At 72.5% G+C, this 20,411-nt stretch carries 16 protein-coding genes; 5 read left to right on the top strand and 11 right to left on the bottom strand.

The features are described from left to right. Positions 1–135: 135 nt before the first annotated feature. From ACFWP2_RS15485 to bioB, 4 genes are read right to left on the bottom strand one after another with little or no spacing between them, the layout of a single operon-like run. Positions 136–582, bottom strand: a complete 447-nt coding sequence (locus ACFWP2_RS15485) for a hypothetical protein (protein WP_380451216.1) — start codon at positions 580–582, stop codon at positions 136–138. 52 nt (positions 583–634) lie between these two features. Further along, a complete protein-coding gene (gene bioD, locus ACFWP2_RS15480) occupies positions 635–1,393 on the bottom strand; it encodes a dethiobiotin synthase (protein ID WP_380451214.1) in 759 nt (252 codons plus the stop codon). Next, the gene (locus ACFWP2_RS15475; RefSeq protein WP_380451212.1) at positions 1,390–2,694 is read right to left on the bottom strand and encodes an adenosylmethionine--8-amino-7-oxononanoate transaminase; all 1,305 of its coding nucleotides are present in this window, start codon (positions 2,692–2,694) and stop codon (positions 1,390–1,392) included. The genes bioD and ACFWP2_RS15475 overlap by 4 nt, the downstream gene beginning before the upstream one ends. A gap of 23 nt (positions 2,695–2,717) precedes the next feature. Then, entirely contained in the window at positions 2,718–3,980 is a 1,263-nt protein-coding gene (gene bioB / locus ACFWP2_RS15470; RefSeq protein WP_380451210.1) for a biotin synthase BioB, read from the bottom strand. A 282-nt stretch (positions 3,981–4,262) separates the two neighbouring features. Here bioB and ACFWP2_RS15465 point away from each other — a divergent pair, with 282 nt between their 5' ends. Next, positions 4,263–5,117: a hypothetical protein gene (locus ACFWP2_RS15465; protein WP_380451208.1), complete on the top strand. Its 855-nt coding sequence runs from the start codon at positions 4,263–4,265 to the stop codon at positions 5,115–5,117. Between the two features lie 198 nt (positions 5,118–5,315). Here the strand turns inward: ACFWP2_RS15465 and ACFWP2_RS15460 are convergent, their stop codons facing one another. From ACFWP2_RS15460 to ACFWP2_RS15440, 5 genes are all read right to left on the bottom strand, one after another. Further along, on the bottom strand, positions 5,316–7,808 hold the full coding sequence (locus ACFWP2_RS15460; RefSeq protein ID WP_380451440.1) for a DEAD/DEAH box helicase: 2,493 nt from the start codon (positions 7,806–7,808) through the stop codon (positions 5,316–5,318). 77 nt (positions 7,809–7,885) lie between these two features. Continuing rightward, positions 7,886–8,488 carry a hypothetical protein gene (locus tag ACFWP2_RS15455; protein ID WP_380451206.1) on the bottom strand — a complete coding sequence of 201 codons (603 nt, stop codon included), beginning with the start codon at positions 8,486–8,488 and terminating at the stop codon, positions 7,886–7,888. Positions 8,489–8,627: 139 nt separating this feature from the next. Continuing rightward, positions 8,628–9,308, bottom strand: a complete 681-nt coding sequence (locus tag ACFWP2_RS15450) for a hypothetical protein (protein ID WP_380451204.1) — start codon at positions 9,306–9,308, stop codon at positions 8,628–8,630. A 52-nt stretch (positions 9,309–9,360) separates the two neighbouring features. Then, on the bottom strand, positions 9,361–11,634 hold the full coding sequence (locus ACFWP2_RS15445) for a hypothetical protein (RefSeq protein ID WP_380451202.1): 2,274 nt from the start codon (positions 11,632–11,634) through the stop codon (positions 9,361–9,363). Positions 11,635–11,665: 31 nt separating this feature from the next. Next, positions 11,666–12,115: a hypothetical protein gene (locus ACFWP2_RS15440; protein ID WP_380451200.1), complete on the bottom strand. Its 450-nt coding sequence runs from the start codon at positions 12,113–12,115 to the stop codon at positions 11,666–11,668. A 220-nt stretch (positions 12,116–12,335) separates the two neighbouring features. Here ACFWP2_RS15440 and ACFWP2_RS15435 point away from each other — a divergent pair, with 220 nt between their 5' ends. Next, positions 12,336–13,553, top strand: a complete 1,218-nt coding sequence (locus tag ACFWP2_RS15435) for an 8-amino-7-oxononanoate synthase (protein ID WP_380451198.1) — start codon at positions 12,336–12,338, stop codon at positions 13,551–13,553. 36 nt (positions 13,554–13,589) lie between these two features. On the opposite strand, the gene ligD is transcribed toward ACFWP2_RS15435, so the two are convergent. Next, a complete protein-coding gene (gene ligD, locus ACFWP2_RS15430) occupies positions 13,590–14,597 on the bottom strand; it encodes a non-homologous end-joining DNA ligase (RefSeq protein ID WP_380451196.1) in 1,008 nt (335 codons plus the stop codon). A gap of 66 nt (positions 14,598–14,663) precedes the next feature. On the opposite strand from ligD, the gene ACFWP2_RS15425 reads away from it, so the two are divergent. Continuing rightward, positions 14,664–15,725, top strand: a complete 1,062-nt coding sequence (locus ACFWP2_RS15425; protein WP_380451194.1) for an ATP-dependent DNA ligase — start codon at positions 14,664–14,666, stop codon at positions 15,723–15,725. 89 nt (positions 15,726–15,814) lie between these two features. Here the strand turns inward: ACFWP2_RS15425 and ACFWP2_RS15420 are convergent, their stop codons facing one another. Further along, positions 15,815–17,260, bottom strand: a complete 1,446-nt coding sequence (locus tag ACFWP2_RS15420; protein ID WP_380451192.1) for a serine hydrolase domain-containing protein — start codon at positions 17,258–17,260, stop codon at positions 15,815–15,817. A gap of 638 nt (positions 17,261–17,898) precedes the next feature. On the opposite strand from ACFWP2_RS15420, the gene tdh reads away from it, so the two are divergent. After that, the gene (tdh, locus tag ACFWP2_RS15415; RefSeq protein WP_380451190.1) at positions 17,899–18,927 is read left to right on the top strand and encodes an L-threonine 3-dehydrogenase; all 1,029 of its coding nucleotides are present in this window, start codon (positions 17,899–17,901) and stop codon (positions 18,925–18,927) included. A 31-nt stretch (positions 18,928–18,958) separates the two neighbouring features. Continuing rightward, positions 18,959–20,152: a glycine C-acetyltransferase gene (locus ACFWP2_RS15410; protein ID WP_380451188.1), complete on the top strand. Its 1,194-nt coding sequence runs from the start codon at positions 18,959–18,961 to the stop codon at positions 20,150–20,152. Positions 20,153–20,411 lie beyond the last annotated feature (259 nt).

The raw sequence follows: 20,411 nt of genomic DNA, 5'->3' as shown, positions 1-20,411 counted from the left end.
GGGGTGGTCTTTTTTTTTTTAATTTGCGACGTCGCCGGGGGGGTGTTTCCGGGCGGGGGGGGGGGGGTCGTGGCGGCGCCGCGGGGGGGTGTGGCTCGCGTCGCCCACGCCCCCCCCACGCCATTCCTCCACCCCTCAGGCTTCGTTGAGGGCGTAGCTGCGGAAGGTGGCCAGGAGGGGCAGCACTTCGGTCTTGCTGGGGTCCTCGGTGACGGCCCGCATCGCGTCGATCACGGTGTGGGCGATGATCTTCGTCACCGAGAGGTCGTCCGCGGGGGCGAGGGTGCCCCAGGCCTTGAGGGTCTGGGTGAGCAGGGCGCTCATCCGGGCGCCGATGTTGGAGCTGACGGCGTCGGAGATCTCGGCGATCTCCTCGTCGCTCATGGTGGCGCGCAGGCCGAAGGCGAGCGCCATCAGGGTGTCCATGGCGTGCTCGCCGTACGCCGCGACCAGCGCCGGCAGCGGCCGTTCACCGGCGCCGCCCGCCGCCAGGGCGAACAGCGCCTCGTCGTCGTCCTTCCACGCCGCCTCCAGGGCGGCCAAGGCCCGCAGGGCCTCGTCTGCGGTGAGCCCGTCTGTCATGGAAGGAACGGTATTGAGCCGCCCCGCCTTCCGACAGGGGCGGAAGGCGGGATCACCCCATCGAGCGAAGCGGGGCCGATTCGGGCCGGTGGAGGTGCGCGAAGTGCTCCACGTCCCAGCTGCCGCCCAGCTCAGGGGCCAGCGAGGCGTACGCGAGGGCGGCGAAGTCCTCGACACCGCCTGCTCGTTCCGGCAGCGCGCCGAGCAGCGGGGCGCCGGCGCAGCGGGGCAGGTCGGCCAGGTTGCAGCGCTCGGCGAGGCCGGGTTCGGCGGGCCAGGAGCCGACGAGCACGCCCGCGAGGGGCAGGCCGCGGGCCGCGAGGGCCTCCGCCGTGAGGGAGACGATGTTGAGCGTCCCGAGCCCGGCCGAGGCGATCAGCAGCACCTCGGCCGGCAGCCCGGCGTCGAGCACGGCCCGGGCCTGGTCGGCGAGCGTGCGGCCCTGGTCGTCGTAGCGGACCAGCAGCCCGCCCGCGCCTTCCACGAGCACCAGGTCGTGCGTGGACGCCAGTCCGGCGACCTCGGACACCACCTCGGCGGGGGAGAGGTACGGCATCCCGGCCCGTCGGGCGGCCGTGTCGGGCGCCAGTGGCTCCGGGTAGCGCACGAGCTCACGGATCGTCAGTTCGCCTGCCAGGCGAAGGACTTCGGCGGCATCGCCGGGTTCGTCCGGAGTGACGCCCGTCTGCCCCGGCTTGAGCACCGCGACCTTCAGCCCGGCCCGCAGCGCCGCCGAGGCGACCGCCGCGGTGGCGACGGTCTTGCCGACGTCCGTGTTGGTGCCCGTCACGAACAGGATGCGCGCGCTCATCCCTTCACCGCCGCGGCGGTCACGGCGGCGGCGATCCGCGCCACGTCGTCGTCCTGCGTCACATAGGGGGGCATGGTGTAGATCAGGTCCCGGAACGGCCGCAGCCACACGCCTTCGCGCGCCGCCGCCTCGGTGGCCGCCGCAACGTCCACGGGATGGTCCAACTGCACGACACCGATGGCCCCTTGGACCCTTACGTCGCGTACGCCCGGGACGTCCGCGGCCGCCGCGAGGCCCTCGGCCAGCCCCGTCTCGATCCGCTTCACCTCCACCGACCAGTCCTGCCCGAGCAGCAGCTCCAGCGAGGCGTTGGCGACCGCGCAGGCCAGCGGGTTGCCCATGAACGTCGGCCCGTGCGCGAGCACCGGCACCTCGCCGCGGCTGATCCCGTCGGCGACCTCGGAGGTGCACAGCGTGGCGGCCAGCGTCAGGTACCCGCCGGTCAGCGCCTTGCCGAGGCACATCACGTCCGGCGAGACGCCCGCGTGGTCGGCGGCGAACAGCGCGCCGCTGCGCCCGAAGCCGGTGGCGATCTCGTCGAAGACCAGCAACACCCCGTAGCGGTCGCACAGTTCGCGCAGCATCCGCAGGTAGGCGGGGGAGTGGAAGCGCATCCCGCCCGCGCCCTGGACCACCGGCTCGACGATGACGGCGGCCAGCTCGTCGGCGTGCCGGGCCATCAGCTCCTCGAACCGCGCGGCGTACGCCGGGTCGAGCGGGGCGTCGAACCCGGCCGGCGGCTCCGGGGCGAACAGCTGGCCCGGCAGCACCCCGCCCCACAGGTGGTGCATCCCGCCGTCCGGGTCGCACACCGACATCGGGTGGAAGGTGTCCCCGTGGTACCCGCCGCGCCAGGTGAGCAGCCGGCGCTTGGCCGGCCGCCCGGTGGACTGCCAGTACTGGAGGCACATCTTCATCGCCACCTCGACGGCCACCGAGCCCGAGTCGGCGAGGAAGACGTGCCGCAGCGGCTCCGGGGTGATCTCCACCAGCCTGGCGGCCAGCCGGACGGCGGGCTCGTGGGTGAGCCCGCCGAACATCACGTGGCTCATCCGCCCCAGCTGCTCGCGCACCGCCTCGTCCAGCACCGGGTGCCGGTAGCCGTGGATCGCCGCCCACCAGGACGACATCCCGTCCACCAGCTCCTCCCGCCCGCCCGCGACCGGTTCGGCCAGGCGCAGCCGCACCCCCGAGGCGGACTCGACCACGTACGGGGTGGCGGTGCCGGGCATCGGCCCGTACGGGTGCCAGACGTGGGCGCGGTCGAGGGCGAGCAGCGTGTCGGTGGACGGCTGGGGCATGGTGGGCGGTTCTCCCGTGAGTGTCAGGCGTTGGGCGCGAGTTCGGTGCCGGCGCCGCGGCGGCGGACCTTCACCAGGTCGCTGCGGAGCTCGTCGCCCGAGGACTCCGCGGCGGGCGCGGCCGGCGAGGCCTGCGCGGCCGACGAGTCCGAGGAGGCCTGCGCGGCCGAGGACGAGGGGGCGTGGGCGTGGCCGCCGCACGGGCCGCAGCCGCCGCCGCTGCCGCAGGCCGAGGCCGCGGTGCCGCAGCCGCCGCCCGCCTGGGCGGCCTCGGCGACGTCCGCCCGGTGGCGCGGCAGGGTGGCCTCGCCGGCGCCCTCGACCTCGAAGCCGGCGTCCTTGATCATGTCGAGGTCGGTCTGCCCGGCCTGGCCCTCGCTGGTCAGGTAGTCGCCGAGGAAGATGGAGTTGGCGATGTGCAGGCCGAGCGGCTGCATCGAGCGCAGGTGCACCTCGCGCCCGCCGGCGATCCGCACCTCGGTGTCCGGGTTGACGAAGCGGACCATCGCCAGGATGCGCAGGCAGCGCTGCGGGGTGAGGTTCCACTCCTTGGCGAGCGGGGTGCCCTCGAACGGGATCAGGAAGTTGACCGGGACGGAGTCCGAGCCCAGCTCGCGCAGGGCGAAGACGACGTCGACGAGGTCCTCGTCGCTCTCGCCCATGCCGGCGATCAGGCCGGAGCAGGCGGACAGGCCCGCGCCGTGCGCCTTCTGCACGGTGTCCACCCGGTCCGCGTAGGTGTGGGTGGTGGCGATGTCGCCGTACGTGCCCTCGGAGGTGTTGAGGTTGTGGTTGTAGGCGTCGGCACCGGCGGCCTTCAGCCGCTCCGCCTGGTTGTCGGAGAGCAGGCCGAGGCAGACGCAGATCTCGACCTCGGGGTCGGCGTCCTTGATGGCGGCCATGGTGTCGGTGACCCGGTCGATGTCGCGGTCCGTCGGGCCGCGGCCGCTGGCGACCAGGCAGACCCGCTTCGCCCCGCCGGCCACTCCGGCACGGGCGGCCTCGGCGGCCTGGTCGGGCTTGAGCCAGGTGTACTTGAGGATCTCGGCCTTGGACCCGAGGCGCTGCGAGCAGTACGAGCAGTCCTCCGGGCAGAGCCCGCTCTTCAAGTTCACCAGGTAGTTGAGCTTGACCCGGCGGCCGAACCAGCGGCGGCGCACCTTGCCGGCCGCGGCGACCACGTCCAGCAGCTCGTCGTCGGTGGTGGCGAGGACGGCCAGGGCCTCCTCGCGGGTCGGGACTTCGCCGCGCAGGCCCTTGGCGGTGAGGGTATCGAGCAGATCCATGGGGCCGATCCTGCCTGGTGGCGATCGAGCGGCGCCAGAGCAAATCTGCCAGAAGATGGGTGTGAGGATGTGCCGATTGCCACAGTGTCGAAGGTCACGGCTCCGCCGCTGGTCACGCGCTTGACGTGGGGTCGGGCTTCAGGTTACCGGCGGGTAGTGCAGATGTGGCGAGTTGTCGACGTATTGACAATGGACCGCCGGTGGACGGCTTCCGGCGGACGATGATCCACAACCCCCGACCCCGTGATCCACGCCACCCCCGGGGTGCTTAGAATCTGCGCCATGACCACGCAGGGGGAGCACACCCCGACTCCGGGAGAGGGCCGGGAAGGCCCGGCAGGGCAGCGGGTCGGCGAGGGCGCCGACACCGAGGGGGGAACGGACCGCAGGCGGGGCCGTCGGCTGACGGGCCGTCGCGCGGCCGGCTGGATCGTCGTGGTCGGGGTGGTCGCGGCCGGAGGGTGGATCATCACCCGCCCGATGCCCGGCGACTACATACCGGGGCTCGGCCCGTCCAGCAAGGACGCGACCGCGACACCGCGGGTGGTGGGTGCCCCGCCGCCGCGCACCGACCCCGAGGCCCTCAACGTCGACATCCTCTTCCCCGCCCAGCGGCCCGTCGAGGTCGGCGCCTTCAAGGCGCGGCGCAACGGCGTCCGGCAGGGCGAGAACTGCGCCGAGGCGCTCCAGGACCGCACCCAGGACCCGCTGAAGGACACCGGCTGCCAGAGCTACCTGGCCGTCAGCTTCACCGGCCAGGACCACCCGGTGCTCAGCAGCGTCACCCTGCTGCGCTTCCCCGACCAGTCCTCCGCCGCCAGGGCCGCCGACGCCCTGCGGGCCAAGCCCGGCGCGGTCGCCTTCATCCTCGCCGACGCCTCCACCGCCCCCGCCCAGTCGGCCGGTGGAGCCCGGACGGGCGGCGAGCCCCGGGTCGAGGCGGTCGGGCACTACGTGACGGTCACCAGCTCGCGGTCGGGCGACGGCCGCGCGACGGGCTCCACCCCGAGCGGCCCCGGGACGCCGACCGCGCCCGGCCCGACGGCCGGCGGCACGGCGCCCAGCACCGAACAGAACCTGGACGAGGCCACTCGCGCGCTCTCCTACGCGGCGGGCTCGCCGTTCGCCTGGATGTGACGAGGGCCTGACCCGGGTGTGACGACGGCCTGACCCGGGTGTGACGACGGCCTGCCTGACCCGGATGTGACGACGGCCCGACGACGCCTGACGACATCTGACGACGCCTGACGACGGATCCCCCCGGAAGCCGTGGCCTCCGGGGGGATCCGTCACCGTCATGACCGGGCCGGGCTCAGGCCCTGGCCGAGGCCCGGCTCAGCCGCCGAGCCGGTCCACCGAGGTCACCCGCACGACCGCCCGGCCCTCCTCGTCCGAGCCGTACAGGTCGACCTCCGCGCTGATGCCCCAGTCGTGGTCGCCCTCCGGGTCGTCGAAGATCTGCCGGACCCGCCAGGCGGAGTCCTCCTCCTCGATGATCAGCATCTTCGGGCCGCGCGCGTCCGGGCCGGTGCCGAGGTCGTCGTACTCCTCCCAGTACCCGTCCATGGCGTCCGCCCAGCGGTCCGCGTCCCAGCCGTACTCGCCGTCCAGCTCGCCGAGCTCCTTGTAGTGCTCCAGCGCGCACAACTCGACCCGGCGGAACATCTCGTTGCGCACCAGGACGCGGAAGGCGCGGGCGTTGGCGGTGACCGGCGCCGGCTTGTCGTCCAGCCGCACCTCGGCGGCCTGCGGCTCGGTCGGGTTGGCCAGCTGCTCCCACTCGTCCAGCAGGCTGGAGTCGACCTGGCGGACCAGCTCGCCGAGCCAGGCGATGACGTCCTTGAGGTCGTCGGTCTTCACGTCCTCGGGGACGGTCTGCTCCAGCGCCTTGAACGCGCCGGCCAGGTAGCGCAGCACGATGCCCTCGGTGCGGGCCAGCTCGTAGAAGCCGACGTAGTCCGAGAAGGTCATCGCCCGCTCGTACAGGTCGCGGACCACCGACTTCGGCTGGAGCTGGTGGTCGCCGATCCACGGGTGCGCCCGGCGGTACACCTCGTAGGCGTGGGTGAGCAGCTCCTCCAGCGGCTTCGGGTAGGTGATCTCCTGGAGCCGCTCCATCCGCTCCTCGTACTCGATGCCGTCCCGCTTCATCTCGCCGACGGCCTCGCCGCGCGCCTTGTTCTGCTGCGCGGCGAGGATCTGGCGCGGGTCGTCGAGGGTCGCCTCGACCACCGAGATGACGTCCATCGCGTACGAGGGCGAGGTCGGGTCGAGCAGCTCGAAGGCGGCCAGCGCGAAGGTGGACAGCGGCTGGTTGAGCGCGAAGTTCTCCTGGAGGTCCAGGGTGAGGCGGACGATCCGGCCCTCGGCGTCCGGCTCCGGCAGCCGCTCCACCACGCCGCCCTCCAGCAGCGAGCGGTAGATGGCGATCGCGGTGCGGATGTGCCGGCGCTGGGCGGCCTTGTCCTCGTGGTTGTCGGTCAGCAGCTTGCGCATCGCCTCGAAGGCGTTGCCCGGGCGGCCGATCACCGACAGCAGCATCGCGTGGCTCACCTTGAACCGGGAGACCAGCGGCTCCGGGTCGGCGGCGATCAGCTTGTCGAAGGTCTCCTCGGTCCAGCCGACGAAGCCCTCCGGCGCCTTCTTCCGGACGACCTTGCGCTTCTTCTTCGGGTCGTCCCCGGCCTTGGCGATCGCCTTGTCGTTCTCGATCACGTGCTCCGGCGCCTGCGCCACCACCTGGCCGACGGTGTCGAAGCCCGCCCGGCCGGCCCGGCCGGCGATCTGGTGGAACTCGCGGGCGCGCAGGATCCGCACGCGCTGGCCGTCGTACTTCGACAGGGCGGTGAACAGCACCGTGCGGATCGGCACATTGACGCCGACGCCGAGGGTGTCAGTGCCGCAGATGACCTTCAACAGGCCCGCCTGGGCGAGGCGTTCGACCAGCCGGCGGTACTTCGGCAGCATGCCCGCGTGGTGCACGCCGATGCCGTGGCGCACGAAACGGGACAGGTTGCGGCCGAACTTGGTGGTGAAGCGGAAGTTGCCGATCAGATCGGCGATGGCCTCCTTCTCCGCCTTCGAGCACATGTTGATGCTCATCAGCGACTGGGCCCGCTCCACCGCCTCCTTCTGGGTGAAGTGCACGACGTAGACCGGCGCCTGGCCGGTCTGCAGCAGCTCCTCCAGGGTGTCGTGCAGCGAGGTGCGGCGGTACTCGTAGAACAGCGGCACCGGGCGGGTCGTGTTGCGCACCACCGTGGTCGGACGGCCCGTGCGGCGGGTCAGGTCCTCCTCGAAGCGGCGGACGTCGCCGAGCGTCGCGGACATCAGCAGGAACTGCGCCTGCGGCAGCTCCAGCAGCGGGATCTGCCAGGCCCAGCCGCGGTCCTGCTCGGCGTAGAAGTGGAACTCGTCCATCACCACCTGGCCGATGTCCGCCCGGGTGCCGTCGCGCAGCGCGATCTGGGCGAGCACCTCGGCGGTGCAGCAGATGATCGGCGCGGTCGGGTTCACGCTCGCGTCGCCGGTCATCATGCCGACCTGCTCGGTGCCGAACATCTTCACCAGGTCGAAGAACTTCTCCGACACCAGCGCCTTGATCGGGGCGGTGTAGAACGTCCGCTGCCCCTCCGCCAGCGCCGCGAAGTGCGCCCCCGCCGCCACCAGGCTCTTGCCCGACCCGGTCGGCGTCGCCAGGATCACGTTGTTCCCCGACACCAGCTCGATCAACGCCTCCTCCTGCGCCGGGTACAGGGTGATCCCCCGCTCCTCCGCCCAGGCTGCGAACGTCTCGTACAGCGCGTCGGGGGTGGCGGGCTTCGGCATCAGATCAAGGAGGGTCACCCGGCTATCTTGCCTGCTCGCCGCCACCCCCGGCAAAGCCCGGGGTGGCGACGGGCCGGTCAGGGCGCGACGCGGGGGGCGGTGCCCGGCAGGGTCACGGTGTTGCGGCACTCGTACGCGGTCGCGGCGGCCCCGCCGACCTTGAGCGCGATGTCGGCATAGGCCTGGCGGGCCTCGGCGGAGGAGGCGCCGTGGACGACGTCCCCGGAAACCAGCACGCCGAGGTACTTCGGCGGGGGCTGGTCGCTGTCCTCCTTCGGGGCGTCGTAGTCGCACGGAACGTAGAGCCGGACCGACGCGTGCCCGTCGACGTTCTTGGAACTCACGACCCACCCGGTCGTGCCCGGGCCGAAGTCGAGCGGGGTGACCGATCCGCCGCCGGCATCGTTCCCCCGGTCGGCGTCGATCCGGTCGCGTGCCGGTCGCACCTCCGCGTCGAGCAGGATGGCCGCACCCGTCCACATGACGCGGCAACGGGATTCACGGCTCCCCGAGACGGGCTTCGCGGGGGTGGCGATCTCGCGGGACGGCTCGGGCTCGGTGGCCTTCCCGTCCGGACCCGCGAGCCGCTTCAGGTCGTTCGCGCCGAGCACCCCCCAGCAGGCGCTCTCCGGCAGCTCCACCGACCGCCAGGGCTTCCACGCCCACAGCCCGCCACCCACCGCGGCGACCACGGCGAGGGCGACGACTGCGTGCCAGGGGCGGACCCGTGACCGGCTCCGGGGCGGGTCTCCGGGGACGGCGGGATGATGTGGGCGACGTCGGCCATGGTTCCGGGTTCCTCTCCGCTGTGCTTCCTCGTCACTTGAAGGGGACGACGGTGGCGTGATCGACCAGATGGACATCGGAGCAGCCCTCCCGCTGGACGACCTCCTTCGCCAGCTTGAGGATGAAGTCCGCCCGGTTCTGGACCAGTTCACGGAACGGTCGTGCGGGCACCTGTGGATCGCCGGTCACCATGATCGAGACGTAGCCGCGCTTGCCCGCCTCGGGCACGGGACACGGGAAGATCAGCCAGGCGTTCGCCGGGGCGACCCAAGCCTGCGCGTGGTCTCCGACCGCGAGCTCCGTCGCCCTGCCCTGCGCGATGTCGTCGGCCATGTGTGCCTGGTCGATCTGGTGGAGCGAGTCGTCGGCGCGCATCACAGTGGCGTCGATGGCTGCGAGGCCTCCCTTGGGGAGCCATGACACCGAGCACTGGGCGAGTGGGTTGGCAGCCGACAGTTCCCCGTGGACGTGGGCCTCCGCCTTGCCGTCGCTCCCCACGAACGGCCTGATCGCCTCCCGGTCGAGCGCGCCCCAACAGGCGCTCTGCGGCAGCTCGACGGACTGCCACGGCTTCCAGGCCCACAGGCCGCCGCCGATGGCGACGGCCCCCACGAGGCCTCCGGCCAGCCACGGCAGCACCCGGGGCCGCCGCCACCACGGTGTGGGCGGCGGGTCGTCGGGGGACGGCGGGATGATGTGTGCGACGTCGACCATGGAGCGGAGTTCCTTCTGGGCGGGGGCAGGCGTAAGGGGTCGGGCGTTCGGTTCAGCTGGTCTTCCGGTCCATGGAGGAGTCGTAGTTGCCCTTGCCGTCCGCGTAGCCGGAGACGGCGGCCCAGCCGGCGCTCGGTGCGAGGTTCTTCACCAGCTTGGGATCCAGGCCGGCGGAAGTGGCCGCTTCTCGTACCGCGTTGGCCGCGGCGTCCGAGGTCTGCTGCTTGGCGGAGATGACGGCTGCCTCGGCGTCGTGGCTGGCCTGGCTGGTGGTGTCGATCTTGTACTGGGCGGTGACGTTCTCCACGATCTTGTCCACCCCGAAGTTCGCGGCCGCGCCGACTCCGGGGACACCGCCCAGGGCCTTGCCGCCGGTGAGGTCCCAGGCCTTCTTGGCCCAGCCCGCCCGCTCGTCGATCGCGTTGTTGTAGGCCGTGTCGCTCTCACGGTGCTTGTCGAAGATCTCGTCGACCTTGGCCGACGTGATGATGCCCGCGACCTGTCCACCCGGCTCGGTGACGTTGTTGATGGCGGCGTTCAGGTCGCCCTGGTCCGCCGCATGGGCGATGACGTCCTGGATCTGTGCCGTCGTGTAGGTCTGTTGCGCGGTGGCGATGGCCGCGTAGGCGTCGGGGTTGCGACCCAGGCTGGCGAGCAGGTCGGCGGTGTTCGCGGAGTTGAAGGCCGCCGGTACTCCCGAGGACGGCAGGTCGACCTTGGTCGAGGTGATGGAGTGCTGAACATCGCCCATGTACGAGGCCATCATGTTCCCGAGGCTGGGGCTGAGGCCGGCGAAGAGCCCCACGTCCTTCTTGTCCTTGGAGAACAGCAGCTCCCTGCCGTCCACGCCGCCGAACTTGTCGACCACCTTGGTCATGAGCTCGCTCTGGTCCTTGGTGTGCGGGATCGGCGGCGCGGTCGGGTCGTCGTACACCCGGCCGGTGGTGGCCGCCTCCAGGGCGTGGCCGAGGTCGATCACTTCGTGGGGGTTCGCGGTGCCGGGGTTGGGGCGGGGCGGGTACATCGCGTCGATGAGGATCGAGCGCGAGCCCTTGTCGGCGAAGATGTCGAGGTTGTGGTTCTCCCCGCCCGAGCTCTTGACCGTGCCGTCCGGATTGTAGGTGGCGACCGGGTCGTGGAAGAACTTGGTGGCCGCGTCCGGGTTGTGGCTCAGCCCGTCCAGGACCGCGCTCAGCGGGTTGAAACCCTGGATGTTTCCGTCCTTGTCCGGCACGCCGATGAACCTGAGCTCGGTGTACGGGTAGCTGGCCTTGGTGCTCGGCTCCCAGCGCATCGGGCTTTCCTGGCTCAGCTGGGTGATGTGCTGGGCGACCGGAACGAGGAAGTGGTCGTCGTACTTCCCGTTCCGCAGCAGGTTGGCCATGATCTGGTAGCCGTACGGGCTGTGCGCCGGGTCGGCGCCGGCCGGGACGGGGATCTGGGTGGCGCCGGCCGCGCGGAACTTCGTCTCCCACGCGTCCGAGACGTGCGGGAACTGCCTGGTGTCGGTCGCGGTGGCCAGGGTGAGGCCCAGGTCCTTCTGGATGCCCTTGATCGCCGCGGTGCGGGCCGGGCTGTTGGCGTAGTCGCCGCTCTGTGCCATCGCGCCGTACTTGGCCATGAAGGTCGCCGGGTCCTGGTTGCCGTAGAAGGCGGAGGCGAACCGAGGGTCGCCGTTGTGGTGGTCCAGGATGGTCTGGAGGTGCTGGAGCTGGGAGTCGGTGGCCTGGCCGCCGAGGCCGAGGATGAAGGTGGCCTCCTTGGCCTCCTCCTCCGGGAGGCCGCCGACCGGGTTGGTGTTGAACGCGGTGCCGTCGCTGCCGGTGTCGTTGCCGAGCGCGTTGGCGGCGGCGAGGTCCGCCTCGGTGGCGCGGTCTACCGCGTCGCCGATGGCCTTGGCGGCGGTCTCGGCCTTGGCCTTCCAGCTCTTGGCGTACTCGGTGTCCTTCTTGTCCTCCTGGGTGGTGGCCGGAGGCCAGTGGACCGCGCCCTCGCCGTCGACGGTGAGACCCTCGTGCGTCGCGTTCTGGACCGCGGTGGTGAGGTCCTTCCGGGCGGCCGTGATCTCGGTGTGGGCGTCGCGCAGCGTCTTCGCCAGGGCCGAGGCCTCCTCGAAGCCGGCGTGGATCTGGTCGCGGGCCCAGGTGAGCTTGGCGTTGGCGAGACCGGCGGCGTCACCGTGCCAGCCGGACTGCTGGATGGTGCCGATGACCTCGTTCTGCATCCGCTGGGTGAGGTCCCACTTGCGGACCAGGCTCTCGAAGTCGCCCGCCGCGGAGGCGAGGTTGCCGAGGTCGACCTGCTGGAGCTGACTGTACGTCACCATGGTGGTGCTGCTTCCCCCCGTTGTACCGCGGCTAGCTGTTGGCGCCCTGAGGCTTGTTGAAGTTGGCCTGGATGTCCGAGTCGGTCTTGCTGTAACTCTTGGCCGTGGCCTGCAGGTTGGTGCCGATGTCGCCGACGGTGCTCTGCAGTCCGCTGGACTGGCTGGTCCAGGTGCCCCAGGTGGCGGTGAGCGCGCCGCCGAGGTTCCAGCCCTTGAGCGACCCGGCGGCGGCGTTGATGTGCTCGCCGGGCTGGTCGCACTCGGTCTTGACGGAGTCCCGCAACGCGAAGGCGTTCTGTGCGGCCTGCTGGAGCACGCCGGCGTTCACGGCGATGGTCTTGCCGCCCGCCGGGCCCAGCGAGACCGGGGCGGCGTTGCCGCCGGCCAGGTCCGGGAACTGCTTCTTGGCCTCTTCGGTCAGATTGCCCTTGTCGTCGAAGAGCCACGGATTCATGCGACGCTCGAATTCGAGGTCTGTCACTTGCCACCCCCCAGTGAAGATCGAACGGAGAGTATCGAACCCGCTGTGACCTGCCGAGAGTTGCCCGGGGAAGCTTGGGAAAGCCTTTGCTCAAAAGGGAATCGGGAATCTCGGACATTGAATTCGAATGAACGGAAGATTAACGCCGAGGGACATGTGATTCCGCACTGTGCCGATCCGCACATTGCCCGGCACCCGCCGACGTGCCAGAGTGCCGAGCATGAACCATCCGCTCGCGGCCGAGCCGCGCCCCGCCGCCCCCGCGTCCGTCCCCGCCTCCGCCCCGGCGCACGTCTTCGACTGGCTCGACGAGACGGCCGCGATGCGGGCCGAGGCCGGGCTGACGCGGACGCTGCGCAGCCGGGCGGCGGACGACGCGGTGCTGGACCTCGCGGGCAACGACTACCTGGGGCTGACCAGGCATCCGGTGGTCGCCCGGGCCGCGGCGGACGCGGCGCTGCGCTGGGGCGGGGGCTCGACGGGGTCGCGGCTGGTGACCGGGACGACGGCGCTGCACACCGAACTGGAGGAGGAGCTGGCCGAGTTCTGCGGGGTGGAGGCCGCGCTGGTGTTCTCCTCCGGATACACGGCCAACCTCGCGGCGCTGACCGCGCTCACCGACCCGGACACCCTGATCGTCTCCGACGCCTACAACCACGCCTCGCTGATCGACGGCTGCCGGCTCTCCCGCGCCGACGTCCACCGGGCCCCGCACGGCGACCCGGCGGCCGTCGCCGAGGTGCTCGCCGGGCGGGCGCAGCCGCGGGCGCTGGTGGTCACCGACTCGGTGTTCTCGGTGGACGGCGACGCGGCCCCGCTGCCCGCGCTGTCGGAGGCCGTCCGCGCGCACGGCGCCGCCCTGCTGGTCGACGACGCGCACGGGCTGGGCGTGCTCGGCCCCGGCGGCACCGGGGCGCTCGCGGCGGCCGGGCTCGCCGGGCAGCCGGACACCGTGGCCACCGCCACCCTCTCCAAGTCGCTCGGCTCGCAGGGCGGCGTCGTCCTCGGTCCGCGCCGGGTGATCCGGCACCTCACCGAGACCGCCCGCACCTTCATCTTCGACACCGGTCTCGCCCCGGCCGCCGCCGGCGCCGCCCTCGCCGCCCTGCGGCTGCTGCGCGCCGAGCCGGCCCGCGCCGAGCGGGCCCGCGAGGTGGCCCGCACCCTGGCCCGGCAGCTCACCGCCGCCGGACTGCGGGCCTGCGAACCGCAGGCCGCGGTGGTGTCCGTCCGCACGCCGGGCCCCGAGGCCGCCGTCGCCTGGGCCGCCGACTGCCGCCGAGCGGGCCTCGCCGTCGGCTGCTTCCGCCCGCCGTCCGTCCCGGACGGCATCTCCCGCCTGCGCCTCACCGCCCGGGGCGACCTGACGGACGGGCAGATCGCCGAGGCCGTCCGCATCGTCGCCGAACTCGCCCCGGTGGGCGCGCGGGGCGAATAGCCGCTCGACGGGATTGGGCCGGGCGGGCGGGCGGGGCTACTTCTTCTTCGCCCGGCTCGGTTGTACCCGGGTGGGTTCGCCGGCGGCCTTGGGGTGGTCGGGCGGGTAGGGGAGTTCGCCGAGGCCCTCGTCGCGCAGTTGCTTCTCGTACAGCTCCAGCAGGGGCTCCAGGCGGAACGCCTGGCCGTCCATGCCGGCGTTCAGGTCGCCGAGTTCGGCGAAGCGGGCGGGGACGGTGCGCAGGTCGAAGTCCTCGGGTGCGGCGTCGTCCAGCTCCTCCCAGTGCAGCGGGGTGGAGGCGGTGGCGCGCGGGCGGGCGCGCAGGGAGTAGGCGGAGGCGATGGTGCGGTCGCGGGCCATCTGGTTGTAGTCGACGAAGATCCGTTCGCCGCGCTCCTCCTTCCACCAGGCGGTCGTGACCTTCCCGGGCATCCGCTGCTCCAGTACCCGGCCGAGGGCGATCACCGCGTGCCGGCCGTCGGTGAAGGTCCACTCGGGCACCAGCGGCACGTAGACGTGCAGTCCGCGCCCGCCGGAGGACTTGGGCCAGCCGCGCAGCCCGTACTCCTCCAGCAGGGCGCGCAGCTCGTGGGCGGCGCGGACGGCGTCGTGGAAGTCGGTGCCGGGCTGCGGGTCGAGGTCGATCCGCAGCTCGTCCACGTGGCCGGTGTCGGAGCGCCGGACCGGCCAGGGGTGGAAGGTGAGGCAGCCCAGGTTGGCCGCCCACAGCACGGCGGCCGGCTCGGTGGGGCAGATCTCGTCGGCGGAGCGGCCGGAGGGGAACTCGATCCGGGCGGTGGGCAGCCACTCCGGCAGGCCCTTGGGGGCGCGCTTCTGGTAGAAGAACTCGCCCTCCACGCCGTCGGGGAACCGCTGCAGGGTGGTCGGCCGGTCGCGCAGGGCGCGCAGCACCCCGTCGGCGACGGCGAGGTAGTACTGCGCGACGTCCAGCTTGGTGAAGCCGCGCTCGGGGTAGTACACCTTGTCCGGGTTCGACAGCCGGACGGTGCGCCCGGCGACTTCCAGTTCCACGGCTGAGCCCATGTCCCACACGCTAAGCGCCGGGCGTCCGGCGCGCGCCCCGAGGCGAACCGGGCGAGGATCGGACGCATGGACCTGCCCGTGATGCCACCGGTGGCGCCGATGCTCGCCAAGTCGGTGGCCAGGATCCCGCCCGGGATGCAGTACGAGGCCAAGTGGGACGGCTTCCGCTCGATCGTGTTCCGCGACGGGGACGAGGTGGAGCTCGGCAGCCGCACCGGCAAGCCGCTGACCAGGTACTTCCCCGAGCTGGTCGAGGCGTTCAGGCGGGAGCTGCCGCCGCGCTGCGTGCTGGACGGCGAGGTGGTGATCGCCCGGGAGGGCCGGCTGCGCTTCGAGGAGCTGCTGGAGCGCATCCACCCCGCCGCGAGCCGGGTGAAGCTGCTCGCCGAGCGGACCCCGGCCTCCTTCGTCGCCTTCGACCTGCTCGCCCTCGGGGAGGAGAGCCTGCTGGAGGAGCCGCTGTCGGTGCGCCGCCCGGCCCTGGAGGCCGCGCTCGCCGGCGCCGCCGACCCGGTGTTCACCGCCCCCGCCGCCACCGATCTCGACCTCGCCGGGACCTGGTTCGCCGAGTTCGAGGGCGCCGGGCTGGACGGGGTGGTCGCCAAGCCGCTGGACCAGCCGTACCGGCCGGGGGAGCGGACGATGTACAAGATCAAGCACGAGCGCACCGCCGACTGCGTGGTGGCCGGCTACCGCGAGCACAAGAGCGGCCCGGTGGTCGGCTCGTTGCTGCTCGGCATCTTCGACGACGACGGCAGGCTCCAGCACGTCGGCGTCTGCGCCGCCTTCTCGATGGCCCGCCGCCGCGAACTCGTCGAGGAGCTGGCCCCGTTGCGGATGGAGGACCTCTCCCGGCACCCGTGGGGCGGCTGGGCGGACGAGGCCGCGCACGCCGAGGGCCGGCTGCCCGGCGCGGTCAGCCGCTGGACCGGCGGCAAGGACCTCTCCTGGATCGCGCTGCGCCCCGAGCGGGTGGTCGAGGTCGCGTACGACCACATGGAGGGCACCCGGTTCCGGCACACCGCGCAGTTCCGCCGCTGGCGGCCGGACCGTACACCGGAGAGCTGCACCTACGCGCAGCTGGAGGAGCCGGTCTCGTACGACCTCGGCAGGGTGCTGGGGATCTGACGACGCACCGGGTCCGGGACGTGCCGGCTCCGGTGGTGCGTTGCGAGGCCCGACCCGGTCGAACCGGGTCGGGCCTCTGGACGAGTGGTTCAGGCGACGTGCAGGGTGGGGGTGCCGGTGGGCGTGGCCGGCATGGTCTCCGTGGGGGAGACCAGCGGCGTCGGCGAGCCGGTGGGCGAGGCCGTGGGGGAGCCCGTCGGCGACGGGGACGCCGTCGGGGAGGCCGAGCCGGGCGGGGTGGGCAGCGTGTAGACGTTGTTCGGCGAGACGATCTGGGTGATCGCCCGGGCCAGGAACGTCGAGGGCTCCGACCCGTTGTGCAGGATGTCGGTGTTGAGCAGGATGGCCAGGCTGGCCTTGGCCTGCGGCAGGTAGATCACCACGCTCTCGTACCCGGGCAGCGAGCCGTTGTGGCCGATCCACCCGTGGGTGGTGAACACCCCGAAGCCGTAGCCGAGGTCGGGGGTGTCTCCGACGGACTTGAACTTCAGCCGCTCCGCCTGGGTGGCGGGCTTGAGCAGCGGCTCGCCGGTGGCCAGCACCTTCGACCAGGTCTGGAGGTCGGCGAGGTCGGAGATGACGGCGCCGGCCGCCCAGGCCCAGGACGGGTTCCAGGTGGTGGAGTCCTCGACCGCGCCGCTCTCGGTCTGGTTGGTGTAGCCGTGGGCGTGCGGGGACGGGAAGGCCGCGTCGGCCGGCAGGCTGGTCTTGCCGAGCCCGGCCGGGGTGAACACCTGCTGGTTCAGGAACTCCTGGAGCGGCTGCCCGCCGACCTTCTCGACCACCAGGCCGAGCAGGATCAGGTTGGTGTTGGAGTATTCGAACTTGGCGTCGGGGGCGAAGTTCGCCGGGTGCTTGAACGCGTACGCGAGCAGCTGGTTCGGGGTGAACGGGTGGTTGGGGTCGCTGAAGAACGCCTGCTGGAAGCCGGGGTCCAGGGTGTAGTTGAACAGGCCGCTGCGCATCTCGCCGAGCTGGCGCAGGGTGATGCCGTCGCCGCCGGGCACGTCCGGGACGTACTTGGAGATCGGGTCGTCCAGGCCCAGCTTGCCCTGGTCCACCAGCCGCAGGATGCCGGTGGCGGTGAAGGTTTTGGTGACGCTGCCGATCCGCATGTACAGGTCGGGCGACATCGGCGTCCCGGCGTTCTTGTCGGCGACGCCGAAGGTGCGCTGGTAGCTGCCGTCGGGGGTGGTGTAGCCGACGATCACCCCGGGGATGGAGACCTCGCTCATCACCTTCTTGATCGCGTCGTCCAGCTGTGCTTCGACCGCCGGGGTGAGCGGCACCACGCCGCCGGTGGGGCTGCCGGTCGGCGTGGCGGTCGGGCTCAGCGCGGCCGGCTCGGCGGTGACGGCCGGACCGGCCTCCCGCACGGGCTCGGCGCCCCCGGAGCAGGCGGAGACGGCGAGCAGGCCGCTCAGCGCGAGGGCCGCGGCGGCCGCCCGTACGGACCGGGGCACGGCCGGGCGCGGGGAGCGGGGGGCGCTCGCGGAGCGGGGAACGGCCGGTCGGGGCCGTCGGGTGTCGGTCATCGGCGCAGGCGGCCTCTCTGGGGCGGACGGCCCCGTGGCGAAGGGCCCCGGAGTGCGGCTCGGCCGGGCCGGAGCGCTGCTCCACGGGGCGCGGGGGAGCGTCGCCACCGTAAGCAGCGCCGCCGGACGGCCGCGCGCGGGTCGCGGCCCGACTGGACCGAACGGGAGTACGGGTCAGCCGAGTGCCCCGCCCGGCTGGCGGCCGGCCGGGCGGGCACCTCGGCTGCTCCACGGGGCCGGAGGGAGCGGCGCCACGGTAAGCACCCTCGTGGCCCGTCCGCGCGCGGGTCGCCTCCCGGCTGATCCGAACGGGCCCGCCGTCAGCCGAGTGCCCCCGCCCGACTGGCGCCGCGCTGTCAAGTACCCCGGGCGGCCCGTCGGTTGGTGTCGGGGCGGCCGCTCCGCGCTCGGCCGGACGGGTGAGCACCGGCACGCCGCACCCGTCGTCGGCCGCTGCTCGGGCACGATCGTTCAGCCCAGCTGTGGCCGCCCTTAAGAATTCCTCGATGGACCGCACCCCCTCCGACCAGGCAGATTTCTGCCTGCCCGGAGCGCGTCCGTCAGGAGCGGCCGAACCGGGCCCCCTCGGCCTGCCCGACCCCCGAAGGCCGTCCCCGCGCACGTCAGGAGCCGTTGCCGTGAAGGCACTCGTCAAGCAGCAGGCCGCGCCCGGCCTCTGGATGATCGATGTCCCGAAGCCCGAGATCGGCCCCGGCGAGGTGCTGATCAAGGTGCTGCGGACCGGCATCTGCGGCACCGACCTGCACATCCGCAAGTGGGACGGCTGGGCCCAGCAGACCATCAGGACCCCGCTGGTCCTCGGCCACGAGTTCGTCGGCGAGGTCGCCGAGCTCGGCGCCGGCGTCGCGGACATCGCGGTCGGCGACCTGGTCAGCGGCGAGGGCCACCTGGTCTGCGGCAAGTGCCGCAACTGCCTGGCCGGCCGCCGCCACCTGTGCCGCAACACCGTCGGCCTGGGCGTCAACCGCGACGGCGCCTTCGCCGAGTACGTGGCCCTGCCCGCCTCCAACGTCTGGGTGCACCGGGTGCCGGTCGACCTGGACGTGGCCGCGATCTTCGACCCGTTCGGCAACGCCGTGCACACCGCGCTCTCCTTCCCGCTGGTCGGTGAGGACGTGCTGGTCACCGGTGCCGGCCCGATCGGCATCATGGCCGCCGCCGTCGCCAAGCACGCCGGCGCCCGCAACGTGATGATCACCGACGTCTCCCCGTACCGCCTCGAACTGGCCCGCCAGGTCGGCGTCACGCTGGCGCTCGACGTCTCCGAGCACACCATCGAGGAGGGCCAGCAGAAGCTCGGCCTGCGCGAGGGCTTCGACGTCGGCCTGGAGATGTCCGGCCGCCCCGAGGCGATGCAGTCGATGATCGCCAACATGACCCACGGCGGGAAGATCGCCATGCTCGGCCTGCCCGCCGAGCAGTTCCCCGTGGACTGGGCCTCGATCGTCACCTCGATGATCACCATCAAGGGCATCTACGGCCGCGAGATGTTCGAGACCTGGTACGCGATGTCCGTGCTGCTGGAGGGCGGCCTGGACCTCAGCCCGGTGATCACCGGCCGCTACGCCGCCGACGACTTCGAGGCCGCCTTCGACGACGCCGCGGGCGGCAACTGCGGCAAGATCATCCTCGACTGGACCGCCTGAGCCACCCCGCCGATCCGATAGGAGTCTGCTCGTGTTCGACAACGTGCGCGCCGATGTCGCCACCACCCTCGACGAGATCCGCGAGGCCGGCCTGTTCAAGCCCGAGCGGGTGATCGGCAGCCCGCAGAGCGCCGCCGTCACCGTGACCGCCGGCGGCCGCCCGGGCGAGGTGCTGAACTTCTGCGCCAACAACTACCTCGGCCTGGCCGACCACCCCGAGGTGCTCGCCGCGGCCAAGGACGCCCTGGACCGCTGGGGCTACGGGATGGCCTCGGTCCGCTTCATCTGCGGCACCCAGGACGTCCACAAGGAGCTGGAGGACCGCCTCTCGGCCTTCCTGGGCCAGGAGGACACGATCCTCTACTCCTCCTGCTTCGACGCCAACGGCGGTGTCTTCGAGACCCTGCTGGACGACCGCGACGCCGTCATCTCCGACGCGCTGAACCACGCCAGCATCATCGACGGCATCCGGCTCAGCAAGGCCCGCCGCCACCGCTACGCCAACCGTGACCTGGCCGACCTGGAGAAGCAGCTCCAGGACACCCAGGACGCCCGCCGCCGACTGATCGTCACCGACGGCGTGTTCTCGATGGACGGCTACGTCGCCCCGCTGCGCGAGATCTGCGACCTGGCCGACCGCTACGACGCCATGGTCATGGTGGACGACTCGCACGCCGTCGGCTTCGTCGGCCCGGGCGGCCGCGGCACCCCCGAGCTGCACGGCGTGATGGACCGCGTGGACATCATCACCGGCACCCTCGGCAAGGCGCTCGGCGGCGCCTCCGGCGGCTACGTCGCCGCCCGCCGGGAGATCGTCGCCCTGCTGCGCCAGCGCTCCCGCCCGTACCTGTTCTCCAACTCGCTGGCCCCGGTGATCGCGGCCGCCTCGCTCAAGGTGCTCGACCTGGTCGAGGAGTCCAACGAGCTGCGCGAGCGGCTCGCGGCCAACACCGCGCTGTTCCGGACGAAGATGACCGAGGCCGGGTTCGAGATCCTGCCCGGCGACCACCCGATCGCCCCGGTGATGATCGGCGACGCGGCCGAGGCCGGCCGGCTCGCCGAGCTGCTGCTGGAGCGCGGCGTGTACGTGATCGGCTTCTCCTACCCGGTGGTGCCGCACGGCCAGGCCCGGATCCGGGTGCAGCTGTCCGCGGCGCACTCCACCGAGGACGTCGAGCGCGCCGTCGCGGCCTTCGTGGACGCGCGCGCCGCGCTGGAGGGCTGAGCCCTCCCGGCTCCCAAGGCTGCCCGTGGGCCGGACCGCTCGGAACCGGACCGGCCCACGGGCTCACCACCACCGTGGGGGGGGGGGGGGGTGGGTGGGCCCCCCCCCCCGGCCCCCAGCCCACCCACCCCCCCCCCCCCACCCGCGGGCGCCCCCCGCCCCGCACACCCCGCTCGCGCGCCGGGCCGGCGGCGTCCACCCCCCCCGCGACCCGGACCATCTCCTCGGCCAGCCGCGGCGGCAGGGCGGACAGGTCCAC

It is taken from the genome of Kitasatospora sp. NPDC058444, from assembly GCF_042721415.1.
Taxonomy (GTDB): Bacteria; Actinomycetota; Actinomycetes; order Streptomycetales; family Streptomycetaceae; genus Kitasatospora.
This window is presented reverse-complemented; position numbering and strand designations above follow the sequence as displayed.

Bases quoted from the DNA above. Each gene is read 5' to 3' on its own strand.
- ACFWP2_RS15485 (WP_380451216.1), bottom strand. From the start codon at position 582: ATGACAGACGGGCTCACCGCAGACGAGGCCCTGCGGGCCTTGGCCGCC.
- bioD (WP_380451214.1), bottom strand. From the start codon at position 1,393: ATGAGCGCGCGCATCCTGTTCGTGACGGGCACCAACACGGACGTCGGC.
- ACFWP2_RS15475 (WP_380451212.1), bottom strand. From the start codon at position 2,694: ATGCCCCAGCCGTCCACCGACACGCTGCTCGCCCTCGACCGCGCCCAC.
- bioB (WP_380451210.1), bottom strand. From the start codon at position 3,980: ATGGATCTGCTCGATACCCTCACCGCCAAGGGCCTGCGCGGCGAAGTC.
- ACFWP2_RS15465 (WP_380451208.1), top strand. From the start codon at position 4,263: ATGACCACGCAGGGGGAGCACACCCCGACTCCGGGAGAGGGCCGGGAA.
- ACFWP2_RS15460 (WP_380451440.1), bottom strand. From the start codon at position 7,808: ATGCCGAAGCCCGCCACCCCCGACGCGCTGTACGAGACGTTCGCAGCC.
- ACFWP2_RS15450 (WP_380451204.1), bottom strand. From the start codon at position 9,308: ATGGTCGACGTCGCACACATCATCCCGCCGTCCCCCGACGACCCGCCG.
- ACFWP2_RS15445 (WP_380451202.1), bottom strand. From the start codon at position 11,634: ATGGTGACGTACAGTCAGCTCCAGCAGGTCGACCTCGGCAACCTCGCC.
- ACFWP2_RS15435 (WP_380451198.1), top strand. From the start codon at position 12,336: ATGAACCATCCGCTCGCGGCCGAGCCGCGCCCCGCCGCCCCCGCGTCC.
- ligD (WP_380451196.1), bottom strand. From the start codon at position 14,597: ATGGGCTCAGCCGTGGAACTGGAAGTCGCCGGGCGCACCGTCCGGCTG.
- ACFWP2_RS15425 (WP_380451194.1), top strand. From the start codon at position 14,664: ATGGACCTGCCCGTGATGCCACCGGTGGCGCCGATGCTCGCCAAGTCG.
- ACFWP2_RS15420 (WP_380451192.1), bottom strand. From the start codon at position 17,260: ATGACCGACACCCGACGGCCCCGACCGGCCGTTCCCCGCTCCGCGAGC.